Raw genomic sequence first — 19,692 nt, 5'->3', positions numbered from 1 at the left:
GAGCCCCCGTTCATTCCTTCACCCGCAGCAGGCGCATGCTGTTGAATGTCACGAGCAGCGTCGCGCCCATATCGGCGAACACCGCGAGCCAAAGGGTGAGCCAGCCCGGGACGGCGGCCACGAGTGCCAGCACTTTAAGCCCTAAGGCGACGGCGATGTTTTGCCGGATGACGGCAAGCGTTCGGCGCCCAAGGTGGACGGTGTACGGCAGCTGGCGCAAATCATCGGCCATGAGCACAACATCGGCCGTTTCCAAGGCGGCATCCGTCCCCGCCCCGCCCATTGCCACACCAATATCGGCCGCGGCCAAGGCAGGGGCGTCATTCACCCCGTCACCGACCATGGCGGTTATGCCGCAGCGCTGTTTCAACTCGCGGATCGCCGAAAGCTTCTGTTCCGGAAGCAGCCCGGCGCGAATATCGGATACGCCCGCTTGGCGGCCAATGGCCTGTGCGGTTTGCTCGTGGTCGCCCGTCACCATCACCACTTCCGCCACTCCAAGGCGCCGCAGCGCGGCGACCGTTTCCGGTGCGGACGGCCGCAGTTGATCGGCCGCGGCGATAAGACCCAACAGCCGATCGGTCGTGCCGACGGCCATCACGGTTTTTCCTTCGTCTCGGAAGGCAGAGATTTGCTTTTCCGCTTCATCGGGCAACTTCCCGATCAAACTGGTGAACAAGGCCGGGCTGCCGATATAATACGTTTCGTTTCCGACAGCGGCCTTGACTCCTTTTCCGGTCAACGACTGAAACGCATCAACTGACGCGTCAAGAAACGGCGCTCCTTCCTCTTCCGCTTTGCGGATGATGGCCGAAGCCAAAGGGTGCTGCGATCGTTTTTCGATGGCGGCGGCGATAGCCAACAGCTGTTCACGTGTCCCTTCATATACGACGACATTGGTCACGGCTGGTTTCCCTTCCGTCAACGTCCCCGTTTTATCCAAGGCCACCGCCCGCAGCCGTCCGATTTGTTCGAGATATACCCCGCCTTTGATGAGCACGCCGCGCCGGGCCGCGTTGCCGATGGCCGTCACAATCGCCACCGGCGTTGAGATGACGAGCGCGCACGGGCAGCCGATGACAAGAACGGCAAGACCGCGGTAAATCCAATCAAGCCACTCCCCACCCATCACGAGCGGCGGCACAAGAGCGATCAGAAGCGCGGTCACGATCACAAACGGCGTATAATAGCGGGCAAACCGGTCGACAAACGCTTGCATCGGAGCCCGCTCCGCTTGCGCCTCTTCCACAAGATCAATCATTTTCGCCAATGTCGTCTCGTCCGCCCGTTTTGTCACTTCAACTTCGAGGAATCCTTCTCCATTCAGCGTCCCGGCAAACACTGCGTCTCCCACTGTTTTTTCCACCGGCAGACTTTCGCCGGTGATCGCCGCTTCATTCACTGTCGAGGCGCCGCTTATGACAATGCCGTCCAAAGCGATTTTTCCACCCGGCTTGACGATCATGACATCCCCGACGCGAACGTCTTCGACCGGAACGGTCATTTCCTCGGGGCCGCGACGAATGATCGCTTCAACGGGCGCCATCTCCATCAACGAAGCGATCGACCGCCGCGCGTTCTCCATCGAATAGCGCTCGAGCGCTTCACTGATGGCGAACAAAATGACAACAACCGCCCCTTCCTGCCATTCCCCGATCGCCGTTGCACCGAGAATGGCGATCGTCATTAACGTTTTCATATCAAACTGCCAGCTGACCAAATTCCGGAGCCCCGTCCAAAACAGTGAGTAGCCGCCGATCACGATCGCCGCCAAATACATCGCAATCGCCAGCATCCCCTTGTCTGCCGCATCCGCCGCAACGCCAAACAGAAGCAGTGCCACAGAGGCGAAGACATTTCGATTTTCTTTTCGCTTCCAAAACGGCTCTCGCTGAACCGTGCGCTCTCGTTCTTCACGAATGGTCAACTGTTCAAACGCTCCTGCCTGCTCAAGTTCATCAATCGTCGCCTCGCCCCAAACGGTGAGCTTGGCGGCGCCGAAATTCACTTTCGCCTCTTTCACGCCGGGCAAGGATTTCACGTTTTGCTCAAACTTAGCTGCGCAGTTTGTGCACGTCAGTCCTTGCACGCGGTATGTTTTGGCCTCAAGCCGATCCAATGTTTGTTCATTCCCCACGGCCGTCCCCCTCTTTCCGATGGGCGAGCGCGACAAGCAGCAGCTCGCGAATATGGTCGTCATCCAGCGAGTAAAAGGCCAGTTTCCCCTCTTTTCGATATTTCACAATTCCTTGCTTATACAAAATGCGCAAATGATGTGATGCCGTCGCCACTGTCGCCCCAATCACGTTTGCGAGGTCACAGACGCACAGCTCCTCTTCACCGCAAAGCGCATACACGATCTTCGCCCGGTTTTCATCGGCAAGCGCCTTAAAAAAAGGGACAATCTCGGCAATTGGTTCATCGCGAAGCCGCCGCTGAACCCGCTCGACCTTCTCGTCGTCATAACAGTAAACGTCGCACACATCATGACGGTGCATTCCTTCTCGCTCCTTGTCAATATTCAAATATTCATTTGAATATAGAATAGCATATCTCCCCCTTATATTCAAATATTCATTTGAATAAAAAATGTGCTCAAACGAAAAATCCGCCTTTTTTGTTTAAAAGGCGGATTCCCTCTTGTGAAGCACGCTTTAGCTGACCACAAACATGTTCGTTTCCTCATTGCCGATTTTGCTTACACATGCTCGCGAAACCAGCGCACCGTCTCCAAAAACGCTTCACGCGTCACTTTATGGCCGGCGTGCGGATCGGCGATGAATTGCAGCCGATCTTCGTTTCCTTCATAAAGTGGTTTAATTTGCTTGTAAAACTCATATGTATAAGCATACGGGACGACTTGGTCGGCTTTCCCGTGCCAGATGAACAACGGCCGCCCGGCGAGTGTTTCCGGCTGCTTGGATAAATCGTAGCGGGCGAGCTTTTCTTTTTCGAGCGCAAGCAGCGTCGGCGGCATCGGGATGTCAATCTGACGCCGTTTCGCTTCTTCCATCATCGCGTCAAAAAAGGCGCTGTAGTTCGGGCAGCCCATAAGCGCCACCGCCGCCTTCACCCATGGATACACAGCGAGCGCGCCAAACGTGACGATGCCGCCCATCGATGTCCCAGCGAGCCCGATCCGTTCAGGATCCGCCAATCCGTGGCTGACAAGGTCGTTTTTCATCTCCTCGATTTCGGTGATCGTGCGCACGACAATGTCCCAAAACGACAGCTGCAATTTTCGTTCGCTCAAGCCTTCGTCCCGCTCGCCGTGAAACAGCGCGTCGGGAAGCACAGCGCGGTAGCCCGCCTCCGCAAGCAAGTAGCCGAAATGCAAATTATGTTCTTTGGCGCTCGTAAAGCCGTGGATAAAGAAAATCAGCGGCAGCCGTTCGTCCCGCTTTTCCGGCTTGACAACGTGAAGAACCGGCACGCCGGCCAACTGTTCCTGTTCAATGATCACCATGGTTGCACAAACCCCTTTTCTTTTTCCATCGCTGTATAGTGTACCATATGGACAGCGATTTTGGAAAAGAGTTACACTATGTAGTGTAAAGAATAACGAGGGCAAAGGAGTCGGACATGAAGCCGTATTTAATCGCGTTGGATTTGGATGGAACGTTGCTCAAAGAGGATAAAACGATTTCTCCATTTACCAAAGACGTCATCCGCCGCGCCATCGACGCTGGCCATTTTGTTGTCATCGCCACCGGCCGCCCGTACCGGGCAAGCCGTATGTATTACGAGGAACTCGGGCTTACAACGCCGATCGTCAATTTCAACGGCGCGTTTGTCCACCATCCGCGCCAGCCGTCGTGGGGCATGCACCATTACCCGCTGCCGCTTGCGGTCGTCAAAGACATTGTTGAAATCAGCGAATCCTATGGAATCAAGAATATGATGGCCGAAGTGTTAGACAATGTTTATTTTCATCAACACGACGACGTCTTGCTTGACATCGTCCGCCTTGGCAACCCGACCGTGGAAATCGGTGATTTGCGCCGCTCGCTCGGCAAAGATCCGACGAGCGTGCTCGTGTACACAGACGATGATCATATCGAGCGGATTCAATCACACTTAGCGAATGTGTACGCCAACGTCATCCACCAACGGCGTTGGAGCGAACCGTGGCATGTCATTGAAATCATCCGCCATGGCGTCCATAAGGCCGCGGGCTTAAAACAAGTCGCCAACTACTTCGGCATCCCAAGGGAGCGCGTCATTGCTTTTGGCGATGAAGACAACGACCTCGAAATGATCGATTGGGCCGGTCTCGGTGTTGCGATGGGCAACGCCATCGAACCGTTGAAAACTATTGCCGACGATGTGGCAAAAACCAATGAAGAAGACGGCGTCGGTGTATACTTGCAGGATTTGCTTCGTTTGTAGTTTCCATCGTTGCGGCTTCCGAGCCGCCTTTTTTTGGCGCCATCCATTAAGGGTGGACGAAAAAGCGCGTTTCTCCAAAAAAGAACCGTTTCGATGCTGCTCCGTTGGCGAACGCTTTGCCGGAGCGTTTTCCTCGCTCTATCGCCAGCCTTATCTGCTTCCTACAATCTAAACGCTGGCTGATGCTCCTCTTTTCACCTTGCTCCAACCGCCTTGCCGTTTTGTAGAGCGACTTGTGTTGTAACGAATTTCCTTACTACTGTTCCCCCCGTGCGGTTACACTATACGTGACGCAACGCGCGTCTTCAACTTTTTAAAGGGGGAATCGGTCATGGGCAAACGAAACAAATCGAAGCGTTTCGTCCAGCAAAGCGTCGATGCGGTTGAACGGCATGACAAGCGAATCCCTTACCATTTAACGTACGCCGAGGCGGAAGCGCGCAAAGCGGAAAAAGCGATGGAAACGTCGCTTGGAGGAGCGTAGCGATGGGCAACCGCCTGTTCCAAGAGGCGCGCAAAGCGGTCGCGCAGGCGAAACAAGCCAAAAGCGGCGAGATCGACATGAGCGTCGACCGCGCCATTGCCATCGCCAAAAACGCCTTGTCATCTGCCTATGCGCATTCCAACACGGCGGAAAAAGCGCAGTTGCGTCAATTTCAAGCCGAGCTTGATGAGCTCACTCAATAACAGCTGCGGGCTTCCCGCAGCTCTTTTTTCTCTCGTCCCCGATTTTCCGTTGTATTCTGAGCTGAAAACCGCTACACTGAACATAGAAACATGAATCGCCGTTCACCTGCGGAAACGGTTCGTTCATCTGATAGAGCCGTGGGGAACACGAAAGGAGAAAAGAGGAGGACGAAAGATGTCCATTCAAATCATCACCGACAGCGGCGCGGATTTGCCTCAATCGTACATTCGCGAGCATCAAATCGCCTTTTTGCCGCTTGTCGTTCATTGGAACGGCCAAGATTACGAAGACGGCATCACAATCGAGCCGAAGCAAGTATATGACGCCATGCGCCAGGGGCATACGGTGAAAACGGCACAGCCAAGCCCGCTGGCGATGAAGGAGCTGTTTTTGCCATACGCCAAAGAAAACCGGCCATGCCTTTACATCGCCTTTTCATCGAAATTATCCGGTACATACCAAACAGCGGTGGCCGTGCGCAGCGAGCTGCTTGATGAATATCCGGAATTTCGCCTGACAATCATCGACTCGAAATGCGCCTCTCTTGGCCAAGGGCTCGCCGTCATGAAGGCAGTCGAGCTGGCGAAACAAAACACACCGTACAACTTGCTTTGTGAAACGATCGAATCGTACTGCCGCCATATGGAACACATTTTCACCGTTGACAACTTGGATTACTTGGCGCGCGGCGGCCGCATCAGCAAAACCGCCGCGGCCTTTGGGGGCTTGCTCAACATCAAGCCGCTTCTCCACGTCGAGGACGGAGCGCTTGTCCCGCTTGAAAAATGGCGCGGGCGGAAAAAAGTGTTGAAACGAATGGTCGAGTTGATGGGTGAACGCGGCGACGACCTGCAAAAGCAAACGATCGGCATCAGCCATGCCGATGACGAAGAAACCGCCTTGGAGCTGAAACAAATGATCGAAGAAACGCACGGCTGCACGCGCTTTTTCCTCTCCGACATCGGCAGCGCCATCGGCGCCCACGCCGGACCGGGGACGATTGCTCTCTTTTTTCTGAGCAAATATATTGAGATCTGACGCCTTTCCCGCTGGACGAAACAAAGGCGCCTGCCCAACACAGGCGCCTGTTTTCATCACCGAAGTTGATCAAGAAGGTTGTAGTAGTAGTACGTTTTGGACCGCATCCGGCCATCCGAAAAAATGAGCTTCTGCTCCTCAAACCGATTCAAATAGCGCCGAACCGTTGCTTCCGGCAAACCGGTCAACTCCGCCATCATGTTCGCGGTAAAAATCGGGTGCTGGAACATGACATTGACAACGGTTCGAATATGATGGCTGTTCACAAGCGCGCTTGCCTTTTCCAAATCTTCTTCATACAAATCGTTTACTTTTTGAATCAATCGAACATTTTGTTTCGCCTGCAAATGGACACATTGCAGGAAAAATTGAATCCATTGCGTCCAGTCTCCTGTGTAGCGTGTATCATTCAAATAGCGGTAATACTTGTGCTTATCCCGTTCCAGCACATCGCTGACAAAAAAGAAAACGCATTTGATTCACGACATCTTCGCTAAGCGGAAGCTTGAAGGGGACAAACGGGTTTCGTTTCATTTTCTATTGCCCTTTATGAACATTTTTATTAAAAAATGATCGTTAAACACCTATATTTACCTTATTACAAACATTTATCTCTATTTTTGCACTTAATTATACTCTGTGGCGAACCATTTGTGAAGAAAAATTCTCCATTTATCTTTCCATAAACTACCTTCCCCTATTTCCATATAGTTTATTTCCATTTGCCGCATACTAATGATGGACGATCGAAACAAGGGAGGGCTACCGATGCCAAACACGAGCGACAACGACAAAAAAGCGCGCGACAACCAAGCGAAGCGCCATGAGAAAAACATGATGCGCGAGAAAAACCGCGAAGCCGGGAAATTCGCGTATTCGAAGAAGACGGATCATCTATGAGCAAAATGACAAAAAGGCGGCCGAAACACCGCCTTTTTCACATTGTTCCCCCCGCACCAAGCCCCCACTTTCAGCATGGCGCTACATGCCGGCCTCTTCCAGCTAAAAGACGAAACCGACCTTCTTGCCTCTTTGATCATTGTTGTCTTTCCTCCCACCTTTTTCTATAATGAAAGTACATCACACGCCCGGGAGGTTGCTTATGTCCAAAGAAAGTTCGTTCGATATCGTATCGAAAGTCGATTTGGCGGAAGTGGCGAACGCCATCAACATCGCCATGAAAGAAATCAAGACGCGCTATGACTTCAAAGGAAGCAAAAGCGACATTTCGCTCGAGAAAGACGAACTCGTTCTCATCTCCGACGACGAGTTTAAGCTTGAGCAGCTGAAAGATGTGCTCATCGGCAAGCTCATTAAGCGCGGAGTGGCGACGAAAAACATCCAATACGGCAAAATCGAGCCGGCCGCAGGCGGCACGGTGCGCCAGCGCGCCAAGCTCGTCCAAGGGATCGACAAAGAGAATGCGAAAAAGATCAACACGATCATCAAAAACACCGGCTTGAAAGTGAAAAGCCAAGTGCAAGACGACCAAATCCGCATCAGCGGAAAAAGCAAAGACGACTTGCAAAAGGTGATCGCCGCCATTCGCGAAGCCGATTTGCCGATTGACGTGCAGTTTGTGAACTACCGCTGAAACAGGCAGAAGCGCGCTGCCTGTTTTTTCATCATATAGAAGAGTGATGTTTATAGGGGGAGGAAGCAAGTGTGTCTGATTGGGGGATGGTTGTTTCGTTTCTTCTCGGCTTTTCCCTTCAATGGGCGTCCAAAAAATTGGAAAGATGGAACGCAGCCTTATACGTCCGGCTATTCGCTGCATTGATTGGAGCGGTTTGGGCATGGTGCGGTTTTGTTCAAGGCGGATTGCTGCAGTCTGTTGCGATGTTCGGCGCGTTTTGGCTCAGTTGTGAAGTCATCCCGCTGCCAAAACGAAACCGCGTGCCAACATATGACATCATGGCCGAACTGCAAGCGAAAGGAGCAAAAGAAAATTCTTGTTCCGCGCGAAAAAACGCGAGCGTTGCTTGATATCGGCTTCTCGGCCTTATTCATCGGCATCGCCATTCCGTATTTTTGGATTGGCTCTCCATCTCCCGTTGTGGAGCTGTTTCTCTTATACGGCTTTTTATCGATGACGGCGGGACTTTTCAAACGGATGGCGCTTTTTCGTTCGCTCCGCCTGTTTTATGACCAACACGACCATGCGCTCTATCTCATCTCTTCCGTTGAGGTGAAGCGATATCCATTGGATCAGTGCGTTGACATCCAAATGCATACAGCCCCGGATATTTTGCAGCTATTCCATCTGTTTCACTTGTTCTCCCCTCATGCCGACTATACCGTCAACATAGGAAAAACGTAGAAACTGTCGTTTCCAGGGGAGCGAGTGTATCTCAATCCTGGATCGCTGGCATCAATGAACATTCTTCCAAAACCGTTGTCTTCACAGAAAGTGATTCGCATCCAGCCGTTTTATCATCCAAGCAATTGGAAGCGGCTGCTTGGAAAAGTGTATTTCTCCGCGGGCCGATGTATTGGCGCATTCATTCGCTCCGCACAACCGAAATCGGATGGAGCACTAAAAAACTTCGATTATGGTGGCGCGACTGTTGGCGCGAATCACTTCCTGATTTTGTGAAAGAGTGGCTGCATATATAGATGCAACGAAATCGTTTCACATATCTTTGACGGAAGACCGAACAACAACCTGGAAACAGCGTTGTTCGGTCACCCGACAGCCGGGTGCAATGACCGGCAAAAGCGATAAATGTTAAACAGACAACCATCATCAGACGCCAACCATTCTTCCGACCAGAACATCGGCAACAGTGATCACCAGCGCCGCTCCGACAATCGGCCTCACAAGGCGCATCGCCTCCCCTTCCCCGCCGGGGCGGCCGATGCAGAAGCAACCAGAGCAAAGCGGCTGAAGCGATCCTTAATCTATTATCGGTATTTCCGAATGACGGGCATCCAATAGGTGCTTCTTCACTGTACCGCCAAGATGGCGTTGTATTAAACAGGCCAGTTCCTCTAACGCTTGATGAAGCGCTTCATGCCTTGTGTCATCTATTGATTCCATGCAAAGAAAGGCGCGCTTCGTCTGTTCGGTGAGCATCGTCCGTTGGGCTTCCCGCCAATTCCAGCAGCGGCATATGACTCCCATGTCATCTTTATACACGATTTCCCCTTCATACGGTGGGTCGTTTTCCTCTCCTCCCAACGGGATGAATGGTTCATTGCCATCCGCCAGCGCCAGCCGGATGTCGCCGACAAATGTGTCGATATCCTCTCCACCACATGGAAGCCCGTAGCGCAATGAAATACAGTTATAGATATCCACAAGCGGGTTGATCGTTGGAATGTGATGGCCGTTTTTCACTCTTTTCAACAGCGCTTCAACCGAACAACGCGCCCCTTTTTTTGTTCTGAATCGTCGAAATGCCTCTCGCCAAACACTGATGACGGGGTTGCGGCTCAACTCTTCAAACTCTAGGAATTTCCGTGCCTCTTTCTCCGCCTCCCGCAGCATTTGTTCGTAAACACTGGCATTCTTGATGCTGTTGTCAATCCCTTGGGCAACGACCACACCGATTTTGGCATGGGGAAATATGGCCCAAACATCGTCTTCAACAACAAAACGTGTCATCATTCACTCCTCCATTTCCTTACGGTTTCGAAGGGTTCGCCAATGCGGAGAATAGTCCTAACAAGATATAACAACAGCCCGCCACCCGGTTCATCACCTTCACACTTCCTTTCTTGGCAGCCAGCCGTTTTCGGATGCCCGCGGCCAACATGGCATACAAGCTGTCATTCAGCAAGGCGAGAACAACAAATATCTCCCCCAAAAGCAAAAATTGACCAGCCACCGATCCAGCAGAAGGCGAAATAAATTGGGGAAAAAAGGCAAGAAAAAAGAGCGCTGTTTTTGGATTGGTCACTTCGACAAATAGAGATTCGTAAAACACTTGCGCCAATGTTTTCTCCTTGGCCTTCGTGTTCGGGATTTCCTCATCCTTGGTGGAAGCAAAAAATAACGTTTTGCCTCCCAAATAGATAAGATAAACGGCTCCTAAATATTTGATCATCGTAAAGGCAGCCGCCGATGTCATCAAAATCGCGGAAACGCCCACGGCTCCAAGGATAACATGGACAGCGCCCCCAAAAGCTACGCCGAGCACCGGTACAACCCCTGCTTTCGTTCCTTGGCTCATGCTCCTAGCCATGATGTACAATACTGCCGGTCCGGGGACGATGAGCAGCGCCGTGGCTGCCACTATAAACACACCGATCGCCGCAAGATCCATCACATCTCACTCCTTCATTTTCTATTTCACTGCTGTTGCTTTTTCATCAGGAAAGCGATTTGCTTTTCGTTTTCAAATGGCATTTGCTCGAGCTGCTTGATGATCCGTTCTTGTCGGTGTGCAGGATGGTTTTGGCTCAACTTGGCTTTTCCTTCGATTCGTTTGATGATGATTTTGAAAGCTTGAATTCCTTTGTTCATGCCGGACAGCATCCTAGAATCGACCTCTGACAGCTGGTAACGGCTGCCCGGTGCTTCGTATTTTTCTACCATATCGTGCAGCGACTGCATGATTTCTTCTTCATCGTCGATCAACTCCACGTTCCCATACACATGGACGGCCACATAATTCCATGTTGGCACCGCCTGGTTCGTTTCATACCAAGAAGGAGAAATATAACAATGCGGACCGTGGAAAATCGCCAAGACCGTCTGATGTTGAATGTCGTTCCATTGCGGATTCGAACGGGCAAAATGGCCGTACAAACACGTTTTCTCTCGATCGAGCAACAGCGGCAAATGGGTGGCAAACAGCTCCCCTTGATGCATCGACACCAAGGTGGCAAAACTGTTCTCCTCGATCACCTCATAGACGACAGACATATCGTTGATGACAAAATGCTTCGGAATATACATCAGTCCTCTCCCCCCATCTTTTCAATTACAGCATTCCATTGTTCACAATGTATAATATAATCAAAACTGACATAAAAAAAGTGACAATAACAAAAAAATAAACATGTCAGGAGGATGAACATGAAGACGATCATTTTTGACTTGAAGGACGGCTCGCCTAAATACAAGCAAATCTACGAAAAATTGAAATCATTGATTGAACAAGGCGACATTCGAGCTAATGAGCCGCTTCCTTCCATTCGCCAACTCGCCGAATCATTAAATGTCAGCCGGAACACAACTTTAATGGCTTACGAACAGCTAGTAGCGGAAGGATATATTCGCGCGGAAAAACGAAAAGGGTATTTTGCCAATGAAGTGGAACCTCTTTTCATTCCAAAAGCCCGCATTTCTGCACGCCAATCGGCAAGGGAAGCAGCAACGTCCGTTGTTGTCGATTTTCGCGCCGATACCGTCGATGCCGATCATTTCCCCGTTAAAGCATGGAGAAGAATTTCCAATCAAGTATTGGCGGCCAAAGGATGTTTTCGCTATGGGGATCCGTTTGGGGAATTATGCTTGCGCAAACAAATCTCCATCTATCTTCTCGAATCCCGCGGGGTGATCACAGAGCCAAACGCCATCATCATTGGAAGCAGCACACAGCAAATACTTCTCTCCCTTGGCCATATTCTAAAAGATGAGTTCAACAGCGTGATCGTCGAAGACCCTGGCTATGACGGCGCCAGAGAAGCGTTTTTGTTTCACCGCTTTCAGCTGGAAACGGTGCCTGTTTCCGAAACCGGCATCGATCTTTCGCCGCTCGAGAACAGGCGATCGCGGCTCATCTATGTCACCCCTTCGCATCAAAGCCCCATGGGAGTCAGCATGCCGATCCAGCAGCGGCACAGGCTCATTCAATGGGTGAACAACGTCGATGGCTATATTATCGAGGACGATTACGACAGCGAATTCCGTTACACGCAAAAGCCGTTTCCTGCTCTTTCCTCCATTGATTCGTCAAGAGTCATTTATCTGGGCAATTTCTCAAAATCGTTTCTGCCTGGGATTCGCTTAAGTTACATGGTGTTGCCGCCGTCGCTTTTGGACCGTTATCAGCAGCGGTTTCGCCTTTTCGAAAGCACTGCGTCCATCCTCAGCCAATTGGCGATGGCCAAATTTATGGAGGAGGGGGAATGGGGCCGCCATATTAAACGCATGCGCCTCGTGTATAGACGAAAAATGGAGCACTTAACATCACTGCTGCGAAAAGCATTTGGAGATATGATCTCCATTATTGGCGAACAGTCCGGTTTATACGTGTTAATCAAAGTTCAGTCGGATTGTACAGAAGAACAGTTGCTTCAGCGCGCCCTATCGTGTGGGGTAAAAGTGTATCCCACTTCGCGCTATTTTGTGAACCAACAGCCGGACCAACCCATGATCAAGATCGGTTTTAGCGGCTTGTCGCTCGAGGATATTGAGCTTGGAGTCCAACTGCTCAAAAAAGCGTGGTGTTGACGACGACTTCAAGGAAAACGACCCTCTTTTTACACAAGCTCCCGGAGTCCCTGTCTTGGCGTGTATTTTTGATCGGTTTCTAATGTCACGTTAATTTTAAATATTTACTTTTTTTCTTTTTTTGTATAATGCAATTAAATACAGGAAAAGAAAGGGTAGAAAAAAATGATCACCGTGCAAGACGTAAACAAAATCTATCCGCCAAACCGCCAAGTATTACATGATGTCTCTCTCGAACTGGTTGAAGGGGATCGGCTTATTCTGTTAGGGCCGAATGGAGCCGGAAAAACTACTTTAATAAGGTGCATCATCGGGCTTACCGCACCAGACAGCGGCAGCATCTATGTCAATGGAGTGGATGTTGTCCGCCATCCAGATGAAGCACGCGAGTCGATTGCGGTCGTATTTGAAGAAGCTGACAACTCCTATTCCTATTTAACTGTTTTGGAAAATCTCTTATACTTCGGCTTGCTGAACAAATGGAGTCGTGCTGAAGCAAAACGAAGAGCCGAACGAATGATGGCCGTGTTGAATCTAACCCCATACGCTGAGCGTCTTACCCAAACCCTTTCACGTGGGATGAAACAAAAACTGGCATTTGCGATCGCCTTAATGAAAGGAGCGCCGTTTTTGTTCCTTGATGAGCCGACTCTTGGCCTTGATGTGGAGTCGCAGCATCATATCCGCACCATGTTAACGGAAGAAAACCAATGGTGGAAAGCCGTTCTCATCACCACCCATGACATTCCTTTTGCCCACGCCGTTGGAAATAAGTTTGTCTTTATCCAAGACGGAAAAATCGTTTGGAGTGGCACAAAAGAACATTTTTCAACTCCAGCCGACCTTGAAACTCATTTTTTGGCCGCTGTTCGTTCCAACCTATCCGCCTAAGGAGGTGAGTCGGTTGTCCCCGCAAATTTTGAATGTCGTATGGGCTTCCTTTTTGAAAAAAAGGGCAGAGTATCGTCGGTATTGGTTCGATTTTACCGTTGGACTTATCATTAAATTTGTCTTTTTTCTCGGTACGCTGTACGCAAGCCCGATACAGACCGGAAAAGAAGCGACGGTCAAACTGTTCGGTTTCAGCCTTTGGTACTTAAGTGCTCATTTGATCTCGAAGCTCGGCAACACGGTGATCGAAGAAGCGTATCTCGGCACCGCCGAGCAAGTGCTTTCCACCAAGACTGCTCCATGGAAAATTTTGATCGGCGTAGTGATCGCTGAAATCGCGTTATCGTCCATGTGGGTGACGCTCTTTTTCATTTGTGCGGCTTTGATGATCGGATTTTCCGAAATTCTCTCGGGAATCGCATCCATGATAACGGAGATCGTCATCTTTGGCGGCGTCAGCCTCATCGGGATGACGGGAATCGGCGTGTTCATTTTAGGGCTGTCCCTTCGCTTAAAGCAAGTGGGAGCCGTTACCGAGGTGCTGCTTTATTATTTATTGATCTTCTCAGGATTTTTTCTATCTTCGAATGTATTGCCGACAGCGTTTCATATTCTCAACTGCTTTTCTCCTCTTTCTTGGGCCGTGCAAGGAGTGAATGAAGGATGGCCCGTATTCTTTCCTGCTCTCGGTATCTCGCTATTCTGGCTGGCCATGGGCTCATTGGTCTTGAAGCAACAATGGCATTGGGCGAGAAAAAATGGAAAAATCGGAAGCTACGTCTAAAAGAGTGGACGTTATCCCTCACCTTTTGCACCCTTTCGGCGAAAATCGAGAGGATGTTTTCGCGACCATGCCGAATGAATCCTCGGCACTCAGGGAAAGCAAAGGAGTTTTCATAACACGGACATCTTGCGCGAAGAGAGCTCTCTTTATTCCGACGCCGGCTGCGAACATCAGTTGATCAACACGGGCAAAGAAGCGTGCCGCTATGATCAGATTATTCACTCGCCTGCTTCGAAAACATGACCCATAGTCATGTCCGCCCAAGGCGTTGCTTTTTTTTTTGCCGTCACATAGAAAGAAATCACCGCATCGACGGCGAATAAAAGAGATGGCATTTCTTTGACGGAGGTGTGTGAATGAACATCGGCCAAGAATATTTGCGAGTGGTGCGCGCGCGCTTTCTCGACATGAAAAAGACCGCCGAACGGGCTATGGACCAATGTTCGGAGGAACAGCTGTTCCATTGCTTTCATGAGGAGACAAACAGCATCGCCATCATTGTCAAACATATGAGCGGAAATATGGTGTCGCGCTGGACAGACTTTTTGTCATCGGATGGGGAAAAACCGGACCGAAACCGCGATGATGAGTTTATTAACGACTTCCATACGCGCAAAGAAGTCATGGATTGCTGGGAAAAGGGGTGGTCTGCTTTCTTTCAGACGCTGAACGAACTGCAAGAAACGGATTTGTTGCGGACGGTCACGATCCGCGGCGAACCCCATTCCGTCATCGAAGCCATTGAGCGGCAAATGTACCATTATTCGTATCATATCGGGCAAATCGTCTATATCGCGAAACAGCTGAACACAAACAACTGGAAAACACTGACCATACCAAGAAATCGAAAAACAACATAGGCAACTCCTTACTCGAATCATCTTGCAAACGCCATCCACCCCTCGGAACCGTCAGCCGATAAAGGTGGATGGCTTCTTTTTGTTGCTTGTTGTTCCTTCCCAATCCTATCGCTTATCGGGATCACGGTCAGCGCCTTGAAAGTTTCACAATACCGACCAACAAACAAACCATCCCCGCTCCCCACGCCCTCCCCGCCTTGCCAAGAAGGAGGGAGATTTCTTCGGATGCCTGCGCATGGGTAAGATCAAAGGAAATCGCCTTCAGCGCAAATGAAACAGCCAGAGACAGCAACAAGAAATGGGCCAATATCCACAGAAACACTCGCCCTTCTCGATTCCTTCGCCAAAGAAAAACGATTGTCACAACCGCGATCAACATCACAACCGAAAAGCCGCCGATGAGCATATCCATCACATTTTCTTCCATAGGCAAATGATTGGGCAACGTTCCCACCTCCTCTTTTTCATCATATCATGTCTTTCTATTCTTCTTCCCTGCGTCCGATCCCTTCTTGTATGTGAAGCCGCCCATGGGCTTCTTCGTTCCCGCGTGCTAGGGAAGCGGCGCAACCCTTTACGCAAACGACAAGCAGGCGCCCATCTCCCTATTACAGAGGGCGGCGCCTGCTCTGATTGTATAGATGCAATGTAAAGCTTTAACTTTACCGGTCATTGCATCCGATTGTCGAGTGACCGAACAACGCCGCTTAAAGACCCAGGAATGGGTCTGTGAAGCGAGTCGTTGTTCGGTCTTCCGTCACGCTAAAGCGTGACGGAGGCAAGCCTGTGGCTTGTGCCTTCGACAGTCAAAAATGGATAAGCCACTTTTTCGTCAAGGATATGTGAAACGATTTCGTTGCATCTATATGGTTACTTTTGCTGCATCTTAAACTCCAAAAACAGCTCGTTGTAGTAGGCGAGCATGTGTTTTCCTAAGTTTTCGTACACTTCGAGATGCCCTGCTGAATCCAAATCGGGGTAAAAGCGCCGATCGCCCGCGATGTCTTTTGGCAAATAGCGAAGCGCCGCGCGATTCGGCGTCGAATAGCCGACATACTCGGCGTTTTGCGCCGCGTGTTTCGGGTCGAGCATAAAGTTGATGAACGCGTGCGCTCCTTCGATGTTTTTCGCTGTTTTCGGAATGACCATGTTGTCAAACCATAAGTTGGATCCTTCTTTCGGCACGACATAGTCGAGTTTGTCGTTTTCCGCAATGATTTCCGCCGCATCGCCCGACCAGACGACTCCAACGGCCGCTTCTTCATTGGCGAGAAGCAGCTTGATTTCATCGCCGACAATCGCCTTCACGTTCGGCATCAACCGGTCGAGCTTTCGCTTTGCTTCTTGCAAATGGGCTTTGTTCGTGTCATTGAGCGAATAGCCGAGGCTGTTTAGCGCCATCCCCATCACTTCCCGCGCCCCGTCGACAAGCAAAATTTGATTGCGCAAGCTTGGATCCCATAAGTCGTTCCAGCTTGTCATTCTTTTGCCGCCAAACATCTCGCGGTTGTAGACGATGCCGACCGTCCCCCAAAAATACGGCACGGAATACCGGTTGTGCGGATCAAACGGCAAGTTGAGAAACCGCGGCTCGATATATCGCAAATTGGGAAGCTTACGGTGATCAAGCGGCAGAAGCAGCTTTTCTTCGATCATTTTGCTGATGGCGTAATCGGACGGAACGGCGACATCAAACGTCGCCCCGCCTTGGGCGATTTTCGCCATCATCGCCTCGTTGGAATCGAACGTTTGGTAAATCACTTTCCACCCTGTCTCTTTTTCAAACTCTCGAATGAGCGCAGGGTCGATGTAATCGCCCCAGTTGTAAACGGTCACCGTTTTGCCTCCGCCGTACCCTTCCGCTTCGTTCAACCGGTGGGTGATGAACATGAGGACGAACGCCGCGATGAACACGGCCGCAAATCCTTGGACAAGCCGTTTCACCTACTTTCGCCCCCCTATCCCGTACATTCGGCCGCCTTTTTGGCTGAGCACATAATAACCGATGACAAGCAGCATCGTAAATAAAAATAACAGCGTCGACAGGGCGTTAATGGACAGCGAAATGCCTTGGCGCGCCCGCGAATAAATTTCCACCGACAGCGTCGAGAATCCATTTCCCGTGACAAAAAACGTCACGGCAAAGTCATCAAGCGAATACGTGAGCGCCATGAAAAAGCCCGCCCATATGCTCGGGGCCAAAAACGGCAGCACCACACCGGACAGCACTTGCCAAGGCCCTGCTCCTAAATCTCTAGCCGCATCAATCAGCGTCGGGCTCATTTCCTCGAGTTTCGGCAGCACCATCAACACGACAATCGGCACACTGAATGCGATATGGGACAACAGCACGGATGTAAAGCCGAGCTTGATGCCGGCTATCGTAAACAGCAGCAAAAACGAAGCGCCGATGATGACGTCTGGGCTGACGATCAGCACGTTGTTGAGAGCGAGAAGAGCGTTTTTCGTTCGCTGCCGCTTGACATAGTAAATGGCGAGCGCCCCGATGACCCCAAGTATGGTCGCGACCGCCGCCGACAGCAGCGCGATGACGATTGTATTCAAAACGATGATGAGCAAGCGGTCGTCGGACAGCACGTCGCGGTACCATTTGAACGTGAACGATTGAAAATCGTGCATCGTCCCGCCGCTGTTGAACGAATAATACATCAAATACACAATCGGCGTATACATCACGGCAAACACGGCTAACAGGTACACACGTCCCCACCAATGCGTCCGTTTCATCGGCTTCCCTCTTTTCTTCCACTTCCTGTCAGGCCGACGATGACCGCCATCGCGATCATTAACACAACAGCGATCGTCGCCCCCATTCCCCAGTTTTGGGTGACAAGAAAATGCTGTTCAATGGCGGTGCCGAGCGTAATGACGCGGTTGCCAGCGACAAGGCGTGTAATCATAAACAACGACAACGACGGGATGAACACCGCTTGGCAGCCGGCCTTCACTCCGCCAAGCGTGAGCGGAAAGACGACGCGGCGGAACGTCGTCCAAGCCGAAGCGCCCAAATCGCGGGCGGCATCGACAAGCGATGGCGGCAGCTCCTCCAGCGCGTTGAAAATCGGTAGCACCATAAACGGAATAAAAATGTACACCGACACAAACACAAAACTGAAATCGGTAAACAACAGCTGCCGCGCTCCAATGCCAAGCGTCTGCAACAGGGCGTTGGCCAGCCCGTACGTGCCGAGCAGCCCTAAAAACGCATACACCTTCAGCAGCAAATTCACCCACATCGGCAAAATAAGCAACAACAGCCATAACTGCTTGTGGCGCGTCTTCGTCAGCCAATAGGCGGTCGGATAGCCGATGAGCAGCGACACAAGCGTGATTAAAAACGCATACCAAAACGAATACGCCATCATTTTCAAATAAATGGGCGTCAACACGTTTTCATAATTCGCCACCGTCCAATGGCCGTCAAGATCCAAAAACGATTCATACACCAAAAAGACAATCGGGGCCACGACAAACAGCACAAGCCAAATGCCATAAGGGATTAAATACCAGTTTCGCCACGCCCGTTCCGTCATGCGCCCTCATCCTCCCTTTCGACTCGCATGACGTGAATCGCTTCCGGTTCAAAACGGAGGCCGACCGTTTCCCCGACTTCCGCCTTTTTCGTCGAATGGACAAGCCATTCGTTGCCGTTTTCATCATAGCCGCAAATTTCGTAATGGACGCCGCGGAATAAGAGCGAATCGACGCGGATGACGATCTGCCCGTCTTCCGGCGCTGCGAGTTCCAAATCTTCCGGGCGGATAACGACATCAACCGGTTCGTTCGGGGCAAAGCCGCGGTCAACGCAAACAAACCGCTTGCCCGCGAATTCGACGAGGAAATCGTCGATCATGCGCCCCGACAAAATGTTCGATTCCCCGATGAAATCGGCGACGAATCGATTGATGGGCTCGTCGTAAATGTCTTTCGGCGTCCCGAACTGCTGAATTTTCCCTTTATTCAGAACAAAAATGTAATCGGACATCGCCAGTGCTTCTTCTTGGTCATGCGTGACAAAAATAAACGTAATGCCCAATCGACGTTGGAGCTCACGCAATTCATACTGCATTTCCGTGCGTAATTTCAAATCCAAGGCTGACAGCGGTTCATCCAAGAGCAACACCTCAGGTTCATTGACAATCGCCCGGGCAATGGCGACGCGCTGGCGTTGGCCGCCGGACATCTCTTGAATGCGGCGGCGCTCATAGCCTTCCAAGTTGACAAACCGGAGCGCTTCGCTCACTTTTTGGCGGATGTCCGCTTCTTTCATCTTTTTCACGCGCAAGCCAAATGCCACGTTTTCAAACACATCGAGGTGAGGAAACAACGCATAGTCTTGAAAGACAGTGTTGACTTGCCGTTTGTTCGGCGGGACGTTTTGAATCGGCTTCCCGTGGAAATAAATCGTTCCTTCCGTCGGTTCGATAAACCCGGCAATCAGCCGCAAAATCGTCGTCTTCCCGCACCCTGACGGGCCAAGCAGCGTATAAAACTTCCCGCGCTCCATCGCAAAACTGACGTCATCCAATACGACCGTTCCGTCGTATTCCTTCGTCACTCGCTCGAAGCGGATGATCTCTTCCCCGTTCACTTCCAGCCCCCCGTCTTCTTGATGTTC

At 50.9% G+C, this 19,692-nt stretch carries 24 protein-coding genes; 12 read left to right on the top strand and 12 right to left on the bottom strand.

What is annotated here, in order from left to right:
- Window positions 1–10 precede the first annotated feature (10 nt).
- From GZ1_RS03380 to GZ1_RS03370, 3 genes are all read right to left on the bottom strand, one after another.
- Window positions 11–2,137, bottom strand: a complete 2,127-nt coding sequence (locus GZ1_RS03380) for a heavy metal translocating P-type ATPase (protein ID WP_060787867.1) — start codon at window positions 2,135–2,137, stop codon at window positions 11–13.
- Window positions 2,127–2,498 (bottom strand): ArsR/SmtB family transcription factor, encoded by a 372-nt coding sequence (locus tag GZ1_RS03375; RefSeq protein WP_033005425.1) that lies wholly within the window; start codon window positions 2,496–2,498, stop codon window positions 2,127–2,129. Before GZ1_RS03375 ends, GZ1_RS03380 begins: the two co-directional genes overlap by 11 nt.
- Window positions 2,499–2,698: 200 nt before the next feature.
- Window positions 2,699–3,466, bottom strand: a complete 768-nt coding sequence (locus GZ1_RS03370) for an alpha/beta fold hydrolase (protein ID WP_015374105.1) — start codon at window positions 3,464–3,466, stop codon at window positions 2,699–2,701.
- Between the two features lie 116 nt (window positions 3,467–3,582).
- Between GZ1_RS03370 and GZ1_RS03365 the strand changes: the two genes are divergently transcribed.
- From GZ1_RS03365 to GZ1_RS03355, 4 genes are all read left to right on the top strand, one after another.
- The gene (locus GZ1_RS03365) at window positions 3,583–4,389 is read left to right on the top strand and encodes a Cof-type HAD-IIB family hydrolase (protein ID WP_060787866.1); all 807 of its coding nucleotides are present in this window, start codon (window positions 3,583–3,585) and stop codon (window positions 4,387–4,389) included.
- Window positions 4,390–4,720: 331 nt separating this feature from the next.
- Window positions 4,721–4,873, top strand: a complete 153-nt coding sequence (locus GZ1_RS19175) for a hypothetical protein (protein ID WP_011230248.1) — start codon at window positions 4,721–4,723, stop codon at window positions 4,871–4,873.
- 2 nt (window positions 4,874–4,875) lie between these two features.
- Window positions 4,876–5,076 (top strand): DUF3813 domain-containing protein, encoded by a 201-nt coding sequence (locus GZ1_RS03360; RefSeq protein ID WP_060787865.1) that lies wholly within the window; start codon window positions 4,876–4,878, stop codon window positions 5,074–5,076.
- A 175-nt stretch (window positions 5,077–5,251) separates the two neighbouring features.
- A complete protein-coding gene (locus GZ1_RS03355; protein WP_060787864.1) occupies window positions 5,252–6,115 on the top strand; it encodes a DegV family protein in 864 nt (287 codons plus the stop codon).
- A gap of 56 nt (window positions 6,116–6,171) precedes the next feature.
- On the opposite strand, the gene GZ1_RS03350 is transcribed toward GZ1_RS03355, so the two are convergent.
- Window positions 6,172–6,528 (bottom strand): Fic family protein, encoded by a 357-nt coding sequence (locus GZ1_RS03350; RefSeq protein WP_255211266.1) that lies wholly within the window; start codon window positions 6,526–6,528, stop codon window positions 6,172–6,174.
- Between the two features lie 355 nt (window positions 6,529–6,883).
- Between GZ1_RS03350 and GZ1_RS17990 the strand changes: the two genes are divergently transcribed.
- From GZ1_RS17990 to GZ1_RS03335, 4 genes are all read left to right on the top strand, one after another.
- On the top strand, window positions 6,884–7,015 hold the full coding sequence (locus GZ1_RS17990; protein ID WP_008879040.1) for a DUF3941 domain-containing protein: 132 nt from the start codon (window positions 6,884–6,886) through the stop codon (window positions 7,013–7,015).
- A gap of 202 nt (window positions 7,016–7,217) precedes the next feature.
- Entirely contained in the window at window positions 7,218–7,709 is a 492-nt protein-coding gene (locus GZ1_RS03345; RefSeq protein ID WP_033005418.1) for a YajQ family cyclic di-GMP-binding protein, read from the top strand.
- Window positions 7,710–7,780: 71 nt separating this feature from the next.
- Window positions 7,781–8,101: a hypothetical protein gene (locus GZ1_RS19170; RefSeq protein WP_015374091.1), complete on the top strand. Its 321-nt coding sequence runs from the start codon at window positions 7,781–7,783 to the stop codon at window positions 8,099–8,101.
- Window positions 8,022–8,435, top strand: coding sequence for a hypothetical protein (locus GZ1_RS03335; RefSeq protein WP_020754811.1), 414 nt, complete (start codon window positions 8,022–8,024; stop codon window positions 8,433–8,435). The genes GZ1_RS19170 and GZ1_RS03335 overlap by 80 nt, the downstream gene beginning before the upstream one ends.
- A 576-nt stretch (window positions 8,436–9,011) precedes the next feature.
- Here the strand turns inward: GZ1_RS03335 and GZ1_RS03325 are convergent.
- Genes GZ1_RS03325 through GZ1_RS03315 form a run of 3 tightly spaced genes read right to left on the bottom strand, consistent with a single transcriptional unit; the run spans window position 9,012 to window position 11,018 of the window.
- Window positions 9,012–9,722 carry a B3/B4 domain-containing protein gene (locus tag GZ1_RS03325; RefSeq protein WP_060787862.1) on the bottom strand — a complete coding sequence of 237 codons (711 nt, stop codon included), beginning with the start codon at window positions 9,720–9,722 and terminating at the stop codon, window positions 9,012–9,014.
- A gap of 19 nt (window positions 9,723–9,741) precedes the next feature.
- A complete protein-coding gene (locus tag GZ1_RS03320; RefSeq protein ID WP_033005411.1) occupies window positions 9,742–10,383 on the bottom strand; it encodes a LysE family translocator in 642 nt (213 codons plus the stop codon).
- A gap of 26 nt (window positions 10,384–10,409) precedes the next feature.
- Window positions 10,410–11,018 (bottom strand): FMN-binding negative transcriptional regulator, encoded by a 609-nt coding sequence (locus GZ1_RS03315; RefSeq protein WP_015374087.1) that lies wholly within the window; start codon window positions 11,016–11,018, stop codon window positions 10,410–10,412.
- Window positions 11,019–11,138: 120 nt separating this feature from the next.
- On the opposite strand from GZ1_RS03315, the gene pdxR reads away from it, so the two are divergent.
- From pdxR to GZ1_RS03295, 4 genes are all read left to right on the top strand, one after another.
- Window positions 11,139–12,518: a MocR-like pyridoxine biosynthesis transcription factor PdxR gene (gene pdxR / locus GZ1_RS03310; protein WP_060787861.1), complete on the top strand. Its 1,380-nt coding sequence runs from the start codon at window positions 11,139–11,141 to the stop codon at window positions 12,516–12,518.
- 165 nt (window positions 12,519–12,683) lie between these two features.
- The gene (locus GZ1_RS03305; RefSeq protein WP_015374085.1) at window positions 12,684–13,409 is read left to right on the top strand and encodes an ABC transporter ATP-binding protein; all 726 of its coding nucleotides are present in this window, start codon (window positions 12,684–12,686) and stop codon (window positions 13,407–13,409) included.
- Window positions 13,410–13,413: 4 nt separating this feature from the next.
- Window positions 13,414–14,193, top strand: coding sequence for an ABC transporter permease (locus tag GZ1_RS03300; RefSeq protein ID WP_240673862.1), 780 nt, complete (start codon window positions 13,414–13,416; stop codon window positions 14,191–14,193).
- 356 nt (window positions 14,194–14,549) lie between these two features.
- Window positions 14,550–15,053, top strand: a complete 504-nt coding sequence (locus GZ1_RS03295; protein WP_060787859.1) for a DUF1572 domain-containing protein — start codon at window positions 14,550–14,552, stop codon at window positions 15,051–15,053.
- Between the two features lie 127 nt (window positions 15,054–15,180).
- Here the strand turns inward: GZ1_RS03295 and GZ1_RS03290 are convergent, their stop codons facing one another.
- From GZ1_RS03290 to GZ1_RS03270, 5 genes are all read right to left on the bottom strand, one after another.
- Window positions 15,181–15,498: a hypothetical protein gene (locus GZ1_RS03290; protein WP_157074354.1), complete on the bottom strand. Its 318-nt coding sequence runs from the start codon at window positions 15,496–15,498 to the stop codon at window positions 15,181–15,183.
- A gap of 425 nt (window positions 15,499–15,923) precedes the next feature.
- Entirely contained in the window at window positions 15,924–16,997 is a 1,074-nt protein-coding gene (locus tag GZ1_RS03285) for an ABC transporter substrate-binding protein (RefSeq protein WP_060787858.1), read from the bottom strand.
- Window positions 16,998–17,801, bottom strand: a complete 804-nt coding sequence (locus GZ1_RS03280; RefSeq protein ID WP_060787857.1) for an ABC transporter permease — start codon at window positions 17,799–17,801, stop codon at window positions 16,998–17,000. It lies immediately after the preceding gene.
- Entirely contained in the window at window positions 17,798–18,607 is an 810-nt protein-coding gene (locus tag GZ1_RS03275; protein WP_060787856.1) for an ABC transporter permease, read from the bottom strand. The genes GZ1_RS03280 and GZ1_RS03275 overlap by 4 nt, the downstream gene beginning before the upstream one ends.
- On the bottom strand, window positions 18,604–19,665 hold the full coding sequence (locus GZ1_RS03270; RefSeq protein ID WP_041470407.1) for an ABC transporter ATP-binding protein: 1,062 nt from the start codon (window positions 19,663–19,665) through the stop codon (window positions 18,604–18,606). The genes GZ1_RS03275 and GZ1_RS03270 overlap by 4 nt, the downstream gene beginning before the upstream one ends.
- Window positions 19,666–19,692 lie beyond the last annotated feature (27 nt).

This window comes from Geobacillus zalihae NBRC 101842 (genome assembly GCF_001544135.1).
Taxonomy (GTDB): Bacteria; Bacillota; Bacilli; order Bacillales; family Anoxybacillaceae; genus Geobacillus; species Geobacillus zalihae.
The sequence above is the reverse complement of the archived record's forward strand: the minus strand, read 5'-3'. Positions and strand labels throughout refer to the sequence as shown.